Genomic DNA, 12,156 nt, shown 5'->3' with positions numbered 1-12,156 from the left:
GCGGTGAAAATCGCTCTTTTTTTTACTCGATTTTTTTAGCAAAGTTTCTATAATTCCTCATTCCTATTATGAAAAAAGATAAACGAAGATGATTCGTTTGATGAATGCAGCAGATGTGATGTCTGTGGCTGAAATTGAAAGACGTGTACAAAGCCATCCGTGGAGTACCAAACAATTTGAAGAAGCTGTGAGCAGCTACCAAAGTACGGTAATTGAGCTTAATGGGAAAGTGCAGGGGTTTTGTATTTTACAACCTGTATTAGATGAGGCGAATTTACTCTTGATGGCGGTACATCCGAGTCAGCAAGGAAAGGGCTTGGGCTATCAATTGCTAGAAGCATCTATTGCCATGCTGAAAAATAATCCAATACAAATCTTTTTAGAAGTACGTGAAGGAAATACTGCCGCAATTAAGTTGTATGAAAAATCAGATTTTCATCAAATTGATTTACGTAAAAATTATTACCCAAAACCTGATGGGACACGAGAACATGCAATCATTATGGTGAAAGCATGTAGTGATGATTTTGCAGCCTTATTTAAATAAAATTTAAGGATTTAAAAATATAAGCATATTGCTTAATTTAGAGCCTATGCTTTTTTTATTTGATAATTGGGTTATTCCAACCTGAAGGCAAGGTTGTCATGAGTGAATCGCCAAGCTGGCTAATCTCTTCTTGAGTGAGTGGGCGGTTGAGGCGACGCCATTGCCCATCCAATAATAACTCCAGAGGAATATATTGCGATTTATAGTTCATTTTATGAGAATCAGGTACCCAATAGCCTAAGTAAATATATTGTAGTCCGAGTTTCTTTGCATGTTCGATTTGTTTCAAAATCGCGAAAGTACCTAAAGAACGCTTACTTTCATCAGGATCAAAAAAGGTATAAACCGCAGATATTCCATCATCAAGTGGATCACAGGTTGAAACACTAATTAATTGATCATCTTTCCAGAGCTCTAAAAAGAAACTATCGGTACAGCTATGAATTAAAAATTTCTCAAATTGATCTTGGCTCGGCGGATACATATCACCATCTGCATGACGTTCATTGATATAACGTTCATACAGTGAATAGTGTAGTTCAGTGGCATCTTCAGGACGAGTAATTTTAATGCTCAGATCTGTATTTCGCTTCCATGCCTTTTTTTGAACGCTGTTCATTTGGAAATCATTGACAGGTACGCGTGAAGAGAGGCATTGGCGACAAAGATGGCATTCAGGTCGATAGACAAAATCACCACTACGACGAAAGCCCATACGAGAAAGTTCAGATAATGTAACCACATCTATACGATGGACAGGGTCCAAAAAGACCATCCGAGCAGATTTATTTTCTAAGTAGCTACAATCATGCGGAGGCGTGATGTAGTACTGTAATTCATTTAATAGGGACTTCGGTTGATATGATTTCATCTCAGTATCCCTCTGTTATTTTCAGTCGCTGAGCTGAGCCCATTGCGCTATTGTTTTACTTGAAAATACACTGTCCTGATACTTTTTCCAATCAATAGGTGGTTGTTTGACAACATCTTGTAACGATTTAAGATATTGTTGGCGAGAAAGTGTACATGCACCCAAACTTAATAGGTGATCATTGACCAATTGGCAATCAATCCATGGCAAATGATGTTCCTGTCCGATCAGCATTAAAGTATAAAATGCCATTTTAGAAACATCCGTTCGCGTGCTAAACATAGATTCGCCAAAGCAGCCATGTCCAATGCTAATGCCGTACAAACCACCCACCACCGTATCATTTTCCCAAACTTCTACACTGTATCCATAGCCAGCTTCAAACATCGCGCAATAGCCTTGAATAATATCTTCAGAAATCCATGTTTCATCAGCATAACTACGTGGCAGTGAACAAGAACGAATAACGGTTTCAAAAGCATGATTGATGGTAATTTTATAATCCATCTTTTTCATGTTGCGGAGCAAGGATTTGCTTGGAAGATAATCATACGGACGGATGATGCAACGAGGTTCAGGGCTCCACCAGCAAATGGGTTCTCCTTCAGAAAACCAAGGAAATAGCCCCGTACTGTATGCTTCAAAAAGTGTGGAAGGGGAGAGGTCTGCACCTATACAAATTAAACCTTCACCTTCAGGGTCGAATTCAATCGGATCGGGAAAGCTATATTGCGAAGGGGGAAGTATTTGCATGGGAATAACTGGTCACGATGGTTTATTTTTATCATACATAAAAAAGCCGACCATAAGGTCGGCTTTAATGTGCTAAAGACTATACAGGCGACTGTACATGCATTTGCATGAACTTACTCACCGAGTGCATCAAGATATTTCTCAGCATCTAGTGCAGCCATACAGCCTGAACCTGCTGAAGTAATGGCTTGACGGTAAATACTGTCTGCAATATCGCCCGCAGCATAAACACCTTGTACAGACGTTTGAGTTGCGTTACCTGCTGTACCACTTTGAACTTGGATATAGCCATCTCGTAAGTTCAACTGACCTTCGAAAATACCGCTATTGGGTTTATGACCAATCGCAACAAATAAACCTGTTACATCAACATTTTGAGTTGAATCATCTTTGGTTGATTTAATGCGTACAGAGGTTACACCTGTATTATCGCCAATCACTTCGTCCACTTGATGATTCCAAATGATGCTGATTTTTCCTTCTTTTTCTTTGGCGAAAAGATGATCTTGAAGGATTTTCTCAGAGCGTAATGTGTCACGGCGGTGAACCAAAGTTACATGTGATGCGATATTTGACAGGTATAGTGCTTCTTCAACAGCAGTATTACCACCACCGACCACCATCACGTTTTGGTTTTTGTAGAAGAAACCATCACAAGTTGCACATGCACTTACGCCTTGACCCATGAACGCAGCTTCAGATTCTAGACCTAAATATTGCGCAGTTGCACCTGTACAGATAATCAGTGCATCACAAGTAAACTCTTCCATATCGCCTTTCAATACAAATGGACGTACATTTAAGTCAACTTCATTGATATGGTCATACACAATTTCTGTGCCGAAACGTTCAGCATGCGCTTGCATTTGCTCCATGAGGGCAGGACCAGTTAGGCCTTCTGCACCGCCTGGCCAGTTGTCCACTTCAGTTGTCGTAGTAAGCTGACCACCCAATTGAATGCCCGCGATGAGTGTCGGTTTTAAGTTCGCACGCGCAGCATAAACTGCAGCACTGTAGCCAGCTGGGCCAGAACCTAAAATAATTAGACGTGAGTGACGAGCGCTCATCCGTAGAATCCTTTTTTTATATGATAATTTGTGGAATTATACGTCAAAGTTTAAAGCGTTTGTGTGAGATTAAATTCGATATTATTGATCATGCAAATCGTTTTGAGCTATATAGAAGAGAGTTAACAACTATACTTAAATTATCTTGCATCTTTTTCTTGGAACAGGTGCATAATATCAGGTTTAGATTTGGCCCACATTTGTTGTGGGTAATGACAAGAACATTCACAAAGAATTGGTTACAGGATCGTATATGACAGCGGTGTCGGGTGCTTATGCACAGCGCTTAATAATGACATTATTTCTGGTTTCATTTGGCATCTATCTGTTCCTCGCAACAGTGACATATACGCCATTTGACCCAGGGTGGATGCATTTATCCAGTGATACTCAGCAAGTATCAAATGCCAGCGGTGTTGCAGGTGCATGGATTGCTGACCTTCTCTTTGGTTTTTTAGGTTGGGCAAGTTTACTTGTACCGCTTTACCTTTTTGCTGAAGCGATTCAGGTGTGGTGGCCACGTAGTTTCTTAAACCGTCCATTCCGCTATGCAGCTCAATTCTTTATTTTATTGGCGACTTCAAGTTTATTGTTCCTGTTTTGGAATGTACCTGAAGATACGCTGGAAAATGCATCGGGTGGCATTATCGGTTATGAACTCGGTGAAAGTCTTCAGCAGATCCTCACGGTCTATGGTGCAGCGATTTTCCTGTTTGCTTTTTGGATCATGCTATTCACTTTAGCCTTTGGCATAAAATGGAATAAAACGTGGGCAACTTTAAAAGCAACGCCCGCGTATTTACAAGATTTGTTTTATCGCAATGTTCCAGAAGGGGATACGGCTTACGATCGTACCGTTCCTCAGCCGCACAAAGCAGGAGCAACAGCAAAATCATCTGTTGCTGCCATTACGCCTGCCGATGAACACCATGCAGTCGAAGTCGATCCGATGGTACGTGATCGTGTTGCAGAGCGTTTGTTTGATGATATTGCAGATAAAGAATCCAAAGCCCAGCATAAAGCGCATGATGTAAGTGAATTACAAGATCCTGAGGATATTGATGAATTTGAGCAGACGCTTGCCAAAGCCCATCAATTAGAAAAAGACAGTCATCGTGTCGTAGCCACTGGCGAAGTTTGGCGCGCATTACATTCATCTGAAGATCAACGTCATAAACAAGATATTGATGCTTTATTGAAAGCAGCCGAAGAAGATCAAGCATCTACGCAAAATGAATATTTCCAACATGTTGCAGACGTTCATGCAGAACCTGCACATGAAGCACCTGTAGCTGCCAAAAAGTCGTTGGATTGGGATGATGATGAAATCTTTGATGAGCTTTTAGCTGCTGTTCCAAATAGTAAAACAGCAACGGATGTACATAGTCCTTTCAATACTCCTGAAACCGATGTATCAGCTGCAATTGCTTCTGCAAGTGCTGTAGCACCTGTGGCTTCGACTGTAGCCGCAGCAGTGACGCCAGCGGTAACATTTAATCCATCGATGCCAAAGAATACAGCTTTAGACACTGAATTTGATGGCTTGGATGATTTGTTGGTTGAAGAGGAAGTAGATAATACTCCAGCTGTACAGCCAGCGATGGAACAGCCTGTTAGAACGACGAATAGTTATGCGCAATCAACGCCATTGGTTCGTGCGGAAATTAATACTCAGCCTCAAACTTTTGTGACTGAAGATGAAAAAGCCTTAATTAGCTCGAATAAAGACGTTTTCCGCGAAGTATGGCAAGAAACAGCGGGTAAGCCTGACGAATTTGATCTTGAAGAAGATTTTGATCTTGATGCACCATTAACGGATGCAGCAGGTCGCCCGATGTCACGCGCCATGCAAGTTGCGAAAAAACGCTTGGATTTACCAACTTTGCCGGGTCTTGAGATTCTAGATAAAGTCGATCCAAATAAAAAAGTGAATTTTACCGCTGAACAATTGGCACGATTATCTGAACTTTTAGAAATTAAATTACAAGAATTTAATGTCAAAGCCAAAGTGGTTGAAGCGCAGCCAGGTCCTGTCGTGACACGATTTGAGCTTGATTTGGCACCGGGTGTGAAAGCCTCTAAAGTGACCAATATTTCGCGTGATTTGGCACGTTCAATGTCTATGGCTTCTGTGCGTGTGGTTGAGGTCATTCCGGGTAAACCTTATATCGGGATTGAAGTACCGAATAGCTCACGTGAAATGGTTCGCCTCATTGAACTACTAGAAACACCTGCTTATCGTGATCCAAATGCCTTACTCAGTATGGCGATGGGTAAAGATATTTCCGGTAATCCAGTCTTGGCGGATTTGGCTAAAGCGCCGCATATGCTGGTTGCAGGTACAACAGGTTCAGGTAAATCAGTTGCAGTAAATGCAATGTTGCTGTCGATGTTATTGAAATATACGCCTGAACAGCTACGTTTGATCATGATTGACCCGAAACAGCTTGAGCTTGCGAATTATAACGATATTCCGCATTTGTTGACGCCAGTGGTTACTGATATGAAAGATGCTGTGAGTGCATTGAATTGGTGTGTCAATGAAATGGAGCGTCGTTATAAGCTAATGTCTTTGATGAAAGTGCGTAAGCTGACGGATTATAACCGTAAGATTGAAGAAGCGATTGCCAATGGTGAAGATCTGATTGATCCAACGTGGAAGCCAGATGATTCTGCTACACAAAGTCGTGCACCACGTTTACAAACGATGCCGTTGATTGTGATTGTTGCCGACGAATTTGCCGACATGATCATGCAAGTGGGTAAAAAAGCAGAAGAAATGATTACCCGTCTTGCACAAAAATCACGTGCAGCTGGGATTCATTTGCTGTTGGCGACACAGCGCCCAACCGTAGATGTAGTGACAGGGTTGATTAAAGCCAACATCCCAACGCGTGCAGCTTTGCGTGTAAACAGTAAACTGGATTCACGGACCATTTTGGATGCGGGTGGTGCAGAGGACTTACTTGGTCATGGTGATATGTTGTTCCTTGGGCCGGGTAAAATTGAACCTGAACGTGTGCATGGTGCATTTATTTCCGATGATGAAGTAAACCGAATCTGTGACGCTTGGCGTGAACGTGGTGAACCGAATTATGTGGACGAAATTTTGACACCTTATGATGAAGAGCCTACGTCTAGAGGTTTTGAAGATGGTGATGGTGGTTCAGACCGTGATGCCTTATATGATCAATGTGTATCGTTCGTACTGGAAACTCGTAAAGCCTCAACTTCGTCGCTACAACGTAAGTTTAGCTTAGGGTATAACCGTGCAGCACGTATCATCGATCAGATGGAAGAAAATGGTATTGTGAGTAGTATGGGCGCAAATGGTAAGCGTGACATTTTGGTCTAAACCATTGAGCTTTAAAAACCTGCTTCGGCAGGTTTTTTTATTTTTAAATGGAGCTAATTTATGGCTTTGAATCATAAAACATGGATTGCGCCAATTGAATAAAAGCTTTGCAGGCAGGGCTCATTAATTGCTGATTTTTAACAGCGAGTCCAATTTGTCGCTGCGTATTAGGCGAAAGCGGGCGTTTAACGACGTGCGGATGTAACGCAAGTAAATTTTTGGGCATTGCCATATCCGCCACAATGGCTATGCCTTCTTGTAAATTGACCATATTTAAAATGGTGAGAAGCTGCGACATTTGATAGGTGATTTTGGGTTGTATTTGATGCTGTTTTAGCAATTTTTCTACATGCGATTGGCTACCAGCACGGGTCATGATAAAGGGGTAATCCTGAATGCTTTGAATATCCAGTTTGGGCTGCTGCGCGACCGTATATGAGTCGGGAATTAATGCAATAAAAATATCTTTGATTAAAGGGAAAGTCACTAGTTGGGGTTTAGGTAACACGGCAAATCCAACATCGACTTGACGTTCAGCGACCCACTGCGACACTTCAGCATCTGTACCTTCTTCGACATAAATTTCGATATGTGGATAGCGTTCACGATAAGCTTGTAATAGTTTTGGTAATAAGTGTATCGAGCTTGATGAGCCAAAAGAGCCAATTCTTAAGGTTCCTTGCTGAATACCATGTGCGGCATTGACTTCCTGTTGCATGATTTGCGCGGTATTGAGCACTTCCTTGGCATGGAGTAAGAGTTGCTGACCAATATGCGTAAGAGTAATAGCGCCTTGTTCACGGCTAAATAGCGTAACCTTCCAATGCTGTTCTAAGCATTTTAATGCATGGGACACTGCAGACTGTGTAATACCCAATTTTTTAGCAGCATTGGTAAAGCTATGATGTTCTGCCACGGTGACAAAAATTTCGAGCTGCGTAAAGGTCATTGCCATGAGCTTATACTCATTTTGTTATGAATAATGATGAGGATTATATTGTGCACTTATACGAGCAGACAATGAAATAGTTAAGCTATTTCAAGGCATACAGCATGAATATTTTGGTGGCATTATTTCCCTTAGTTGCATTGATTGCCATGGGCAATGTGTTTAAACGAACCCAGTTTGTCAAAGATGAATTCTGGGCAAATTCTGAAAAGCTAAATTATTTTATAATGTTTCCCGTGTTGCTATTTTTGAATGTATCAGCAGTACAACTCGATTTGGCAACCGTCTCGCGTATGCTTACGGTGCTGATTGCAGGCACACTTATCGCCAGTGCAGTTTTGTGGGGAATTAAACAATTTACGCATATTTCAGTGCAACGCTTTGGTGTGTATATCCAGAGCCACATCCGCTTTAATACCTATATTGGTCTGTCTTTAATGGGGGCGCTGTTTGGTTCTGAAGGCATGCAAATGTTTGCGATGTTGATTGCAGCTGCCGTACCCCTAGTCAATATTATCTCTGTTTTATCTTTTTCAAATTTAAGCTTAAAGCAACTGGGTCAAACTTGTATTTCGATTGCCAAGAATCCATTAATTTTGGGTTGTGTTATTGGGGTATTGTTTAATTTATCTGGTTTAAACTTGTTTAATGGCTTACCTGAACTGTTGAAAATTTTGGCTGCAATGAGTTTGCCCTTAGGATTATTATCAGTAGGGGCGGCATTACAGTTTCAGCAAATGCGTTTAGATCTTTCCCGTTTAAGTTTAAATACTTTGGGACGTTTGGTCGCAATGCCTACGTTGGCATATTTACTCAGTAGTGCTCTTGGATTGACTGATTTTGAACGCATGATTCTTGTGGTATTTTTTGCATTACCAACAGCATCATCATCCTATATTTTGACGAGATATTATCAGGGTGACTCACAACTGATGGCTGCCATCATTAGTTTACAAACCATTGGCTTTGGTCTGATTTTTCCTATTCTGATGCTCGTTTTAAAATGAAAATTTGCGATCGAAAATAATAAAAAAGCCTGCAATTAGCAGGCTTTTTGCAAGGTCGCAGAAGCTTAGGCGAATTTAGCCAATACTTCTAAGAAACCTTCACTTTGACGTGGGTATTGAGCAATCACATCATGAATACGCTGACCTTCAGGATTCGTTGCGTTCACATCACGGCCATCGGCAACAAACTGAGTCAAAAGACGCTCGTAGTCATTTGGACGCATATGTTTGAATGCATGGTAGAGTACGTGAAAATCGCCATTCACTCCTTCAGGAGGAAGTTGAGTTAAGTAGGCAAATACACGCTCATCTGACCATTCTTCATTGAACGTTGCTGGCTGAGATAATGCCATCGCAATCTCCTTGCTGGTATATACATAAAAAAAGACAAAATATGAGACTAGATGAGCAAAGCAGTGCTTTGCCTAGTCGCAAGACTTGAAGCTGTGCTTCAAGTGGGCGGAATATAGCTAATATCCTATTTCTGCCACTCTCACATTTTGCCTTGATTCAATTTGCTTGACTAATCAGAATTCAGATTAACGTTCTTCAGGCAAATTGATATTCATTTCAAGCATTTCAATATTTGCTTCTGAACGAACAGACATTTGAATATGTTGTTCATCTACACCACGAACATAGCGGTTAACAACCTGCATGATTTCTTTTTTCATCATGTCAATTTTGTCCTGGCTTAAGCGTTTACCCAAGCCATTTTCAGAAGCCACGATTACTTTTAAACGATCTTTTGCAGTTTGTGCACTCGATGGTTTTTCGTCGTTGCTAAAAAGTTTACTCCAGAATCCTGCCATGATTACGCTCCAAATAGACGTGCTAACCAGCCTTTAGGTTTTACCGTAATGTGACGGTAAGGGCGTTCTTCACCTAAGAAGCGAGCCACTAAGTCATCATAAGCTTGGCCTGCTGCTTCTTCTGTAAATAGAATAACAGGTTTACCTTCGTTTGATGCTTGAAGCACGCTCTTACATTCAGGAATTACACCAAGTGTTGGTACGCGTAAAATATCTTTTGAAATGTCATCAATCGTCAACATTTCTTGCTTATCAGCACGTTCTGGATTGAAGCGTGTAATACACAAATGTTTACGGATACGACCTTCGTTTTGTTCAACTTTCTTGGTTTTGCTATCTAGCATACCAATGATACGGTCAGAGTCACGTACTGAAGAAATTTCAGGGTTAGTCACAATAATCGCTTCATCTGCATGATACATTGCTAAAATCGCACCGCGTTCGATCCCCGCAGGTGAGTCACAGATGATGTAATCGAATTCTTGTGAAAGTTCGTCCATGACACGCGCAACACCTTCATCTGTTAACGCGTCTTTATCGCGCGTTTGTGATGCAGGTAAAATGTAAAGATTTTCAATGTCTTTATCGCGAATAAGCGCTTGCTGTAATCGAGCTTCGTTATTTAATACATTTACAAAGTCATATACAACGCGGCGTTCACAGCCCATGATCAAGTCAAGGTTACGTAAACCCACATCAAAGTCGATGACAACAGTTTTGTGGCCACGTAGGGCAAGACCTGTTGCAAAAGATGCGCTTGTAGTTGTTTTACCTACGCCACCTTTACCTGATGTTACGACAACAATTTTCGCCACCGAATCCACTCCTGTTATGGTTTAAATCCCCTTTTTTGAATAGGGGTTTGGTGATTATTTATACATTAAAATTGCAGAGCTTCAAACACTAGCTCTTGCTGGTCATTTAAATAAATATGTACTGGCTGTTTGACCACATGAGGTGGAATGTCATCTGCTACACAGTAAGTCCCTGAAATAGAAACCAATTCAGCTTCTAATGAGTGACAAAAAATGCGTGCAGCATTGTTCCCACCGGCTCCGGCAATGACTCTACCACGAGCACTGCCATAAATATGTATATTTCCTGAAGCAATTGCTTCTGAACCACTGTTGATGCCAGCATTAATAATAATATCGCCATGATCTTGTACGATACATTGACCCGTGCGAAGAATTTCATTGTGATATGAGGTTGCATGACGAACCGTTGCAGGCTCTAGTGGTGCTACTTTATCTTCGGTGCTTTGCTCAGTTGCAACAGGCGCTTCAACCACTTGTTCACGTGTCGGTTTAACTTGTTGCAAATTTCGATCCGCAGGAACTACCGGAAATTGAATCGCACGAGCTTGATCGGATAAAGGCCCTTCAGTCACACCAATGGGCTGGATTTCCAAACTAATTAAGAGTTGAATTAACGCAATAAGTTCTTGGTCAACCGTACTTTCAATTACGGCTAACGTGCCTGGCGGGAAAGCCTTTTGGAACATTGGAGTAAGTTGCTGGCGGATCGCATCATGATCATTGGTATCGAGGTGAATGCGTATCGCATTGACCATTTTGCCTTTTATCCGTATATCAGCCATATTGAATCCTTGAGACTTCTAACTATTACTTTTGTGCCGAAGTAGTTATGTTGTAAATAGAGCAAATCCTAGAACAATTTCAGCCAATACACTAGCGATGTGCGCAATTATTTTTGACTGAATGTTTATTCTGTAGCTTGATCACGTTCCTGCAAAATTTGTTGCCATTGTTTTACTTTCACTTGTTTACGAATCGCTTCCAAACTTTCAGAAACCGCTGAACTCACCAAAGCATCTAAATGGGCATTATTTTCAATTTCTATGCGACTAATTCGACTTGAAATATCCAAATATAGATTCGGTTTATTGGGTTCTGATGTAGAGGGGTAGGCCAAAGGCGAAATTAAACCTTGGGTAATATTTTCCCCTAGGCGCTGACCAATGCTTTGAATTTGCTGTTCAATGCGGCTACCCACAATTGGAACCAATCTAAGAAGCTGCGTCAATTCAGGCGTATCCTCAACAGCTTGGCTGACGATTTTACCGACATTTTTCGCAATCATTTCCCGATCTGCGCGTAATTCTTTGCTTAAATTTTCCTGCAAAATCTCAGCTAAAACTTGGGTAAACATCTCACGGTGATGCTGCACAAGATTACTGATCAGGTCTTTATGGGTTGTACTGGTATTAAGCTCATGCTTAACACCATCTAACACAGTAAGCACAACACGATCTGACAGTTCTTCCATTACGACTCGATAGTAGAATAAGGCCTTTTTCTGCCATGCAGAAGGTACGATTTGATAGCCCATTTCATAGAGTCGATAAGCAATAATGCCTGCACGAAATAAGCGTAGAAAACGTAGAATAGGGATAATCGCTAAAATTTCATACCAATGAATGAATGGAAAGAAAAACCAGCGTTGATGATGTTTATTGATAATCGCAATTGCCCAGCGAACGAGCAACTCAACAATTAAGAAGATAATGAACCAAGCTTCAGTTGTAATCACCCACGGATGTAACTGCTCACGATAGAAGCTTAAAACGTCGGACAGATGAATACTATTAAAGAACCAACTGCCCAAATTGCTCATTAAAAAGAAGTTCATACAGAGGCAGAACAGGTTAAAAACAATAATAAACACCATGAAAATGTCATACACCAAAAACAGCTTAAATGACCAACTGTTTGGGTTAAGGTGCTGATATTTAGATTTCTTGTTTTGTGGCTCAGAGTTCTGCGTCATATAAA

General features: G+C 41.1%; 12 protein-coding genes. 3 read left to right on the top strand and 9 right to left on the bottom strand.

Annotation, left to right across the window (positions count from 1 at the left end; translation table 11 throughout):
• The first annotated feature begins 88 nt into the window (after positions 1-88).
• Positions 89-547: a ribosomal protein S18-alanine N-acetyltransferase gene (gene rimI, locus B9T33_RS08780; RefSeq protein ID WP_086178547.1), complete on the top strand. Its 459-nt coding sequence runs from the start codon at positions 89-91 to the stop codon at positions 545-547.
• Positions 548-602: 55 nt separating this feature from the next.
• On the opposite strand, the gene B9T33_RS08775 is transcribed toward rimI, so the two are convergent.
• From B9T33_RS08775 to trxB, 3 genes are all read right to left on the bottom strand, one after another.
• The gene (locus B9T33_RS08775) at positions 603-1,418 is read right to left on the bottom strand and encodes an arginyltransferase (protein WP_086178546.1); all 816 of its coding nucleotides are present in this window, start codon (positions 1,416-1,418) and stop codon (positions 603-605) included.
• 21 nt (positions 1,419-1,439) lie between these two features.
• Complete coding sequence (aat, locus tag B9T33_RS08770; protein ID WP_086178545.1) at positions 1,440-2,171, bottom strand: leucyl/phenylalanyl-tRNA--protein transferase; 732 nt, start codon at positions 2,169-2,171, stop codon at positions 1,440-1,442.
• A gap of 113 nt (positions 2,172-2,284) precedes the next feature.
• Positions 2,285-3,238, bottom strand: a complete 954-nt coding sequence (gene trxB, locus B9T33_RS08765) for a thioredoxin-disulfide reductase (protein ID WP_086178544.1) — start codon at positions 3,236-3,238, stop codon at positions 2,285-2,287.
• 253 nt (positions 3,239-3,491) lie between these two features.
• Here trxB and B9T33_RS08760 point away from each other — a divergent pair, with 253 nt between their 5' ends.
• On the top strand, positions 3,492-6,593 hold the full coding sequence (locus B9T33_RS08760) for a DNA translocase FtsK (RefSeq protein WP_086178543.1): 3,102 nt from the start codon (positions 3,492-3,494) through the stop codon (positions 6,591-6,593).
• Between the two features lie 58 nt (positions 6,594-6,651).
• Here B9T33_RS08760 and B9T33_RS08755 read toward each other — a convergent pair whose 3' ends face one another.
• A complete protein-coding gene (locus tag B9T33_RS08755; protein ID WP_086178638.1) occupies positions 6,652-7,542 on the bottom strand; it encodes a LysR family transcriptional regulator in 891 nt (296 codons plus the stop codon).
• Positions 7,543-7,646: 104 nt separating this feature from the next.
• Here B9T33_RS08755 and B9T33_RS08750 point away from each other — a divergent pair, with 104 nt between their 5' ends.
• Complete coding sequence (locus B9T33_RS08750) at positions 7,647-8,549, top strand: AEC family transporter (protein WP_086178542.1); 903 nt, start codon at positions 7,647-7,649, stop codon at positions 8,547-8,549.
• Positions 8,550-8,614: 65 nt separating this feature from the next.
• Here the strand turns inward: B9T33_RS08750 and B9T33_RS08745 are convergent, their stop codons facing one another.
• The 5 genes from B9T33_RS08745 to B9T33_RS08725 form a co-directional block, all read right to left on the bottom strand.
• Positions 8,615-8,902: a PA4642 family protein gene (locus B9T33_RS08745; protein WP_086178541.1), complete on the bottom strand. Its 288-nt coding sequence runs from the start codon at positions 8,900-8,902 to the stop codon at positions 8,615-8,617.
• A gap of 186 nt (positions 8,903-9,088) precedes the next feature.
• Positions 9,089-9,361, bottom strand: coding sequence for a cell division topological specificity factor MinE (minE, locus tag B9T33_RS08740; protein ID WP_086178540.1), 273 nt, complete (start codon positions 9,359-9,361; stop codon positions 9,089-9,091).
• A 2-nt stretch (positions 9,362-9,363) separates the two neighbouring features.
• Positions 9,364-10,176 carry a septum site-determining protein MinD gene (gene minD, locus B9T33_RS08735; protein WP_067670152.1) on the bottom strand — a complete coding sequence of 271 codons (813 nt, stop codon included), beginning with the start codon at positions 10,174-10,176 and terminating at the stop codon, positions 9,364-9,366.
• A 65-nt stretch (positions 10,177-10,241) separates the two neighbouring features.
• Positions 10,242-10,961 carry a septum site-determining protein MinC gene (gene minC / locus B9T33_RS08730; protein WP_086178539.1) on the bottom strand — a complete coding sequence of 240 codons (720 nt, stop codon included), beginning with the start codon at positions 10,959-10,961 and terminating at the stop codon, positions 10,242-10,244.
• Positions 10,962-11,086: 125 nt separating this feature from the next.
• Positions 11,087-12,151 (bottom strand): hypothetical protein, encoded by a 1,065-nt coding sequence (locus tag B9T33_RS08725; protein WP_086178538.1) that lies wholly within the window; start codon positions 12,149-12,151, stop codon positions 11,087-11,089.
• Positions 12,152-12,156 lie beyond the last annotated feature (5 nt).

Source organism: Acinetobacter sp. ANC 5054 (assembly GCF_002135295.1).
Taxonomy (GTDB): domain Bacteria; phylum Pseudomonadota; class Gammaproteobacteria; order Pseudomonadales; family Moraxellaceae; genus Acinetobacter.
This window is presented reverse-complemented; position numbering and strand designations above follow the sequence as displayed.

Coding starts and splice junctions, on each gene's coding strand:
- rimI (WP_086178547.1), top strand. CDS start 89: ATGATTCGTTTGATGAATGCAGCAGATGTGATGTCTGTGGCTGAAATT.
- B9T33_RS08775 (WP_086178546.1), bottom strand. CDS start 1,418: ATGAAATCATATCAACCGAAGTCCCTATTAAATGAATTACAGTACTAC.
- aat (WP_086178545.1), bottom strand. CDS start 2,171: ATGCAAATACTTCCCCCTTCGCAATATAGCTTTCCCGATCCGATTGAA.
- trxB (WP_086178544.1), bottom strand. CDS start 3,238: ATGAGCGCTCGTCACTCACGTCTAATTATTTTAGGTTCTGGCCCAGCT.
- B9T33_RS08760 (WP_086178543.1), top strand. CDS start 3,492: ATGACAGCGGTGTCGGGTGCTTATGCACAGCGCTTAATAATGACATTA.
- B9T33_RS08755 (WP_086178638.1), bottom strand. CDS start 7,542: ATGACCTTTACGCAGCTCGAAATTTTTGTCACCGTGGCAGAACATCAT.
- B9T33_RS08750 (WP_086178542.1), top strand. CDS start 7,647: ATGAATATTTTGGTGGCATTATTTCCCTTAGTTGCATTGATTGCCATG.
- B9T33_RS08745 (WP_086178541.1), bottom strand. CDS start 8,902: ATGGCATTATCTCAGCCAGCAACGTTCAATGAAGAATGGTCAGATGAG.
- minE (WP_086178540.1), bottom strand. CDS start 9,361: ATGGCAGGATTCTGGAGTAAACTTTTTAGCAACGACGAAAAACCATCG.
- minC (WP_086178539.1), bottom strand. CDS start 10,961: ATGGCTGATATACGGATAAAAGGCAAAATGGTCAATGCGATACGCATT.
- B9T33_RS08725 (WP_086178538.1), bottom strand. CDS start 12,151: ATGACGCAGAACTCTGAGCCACAAAACAAGAAATCTAAATATCAGCAC.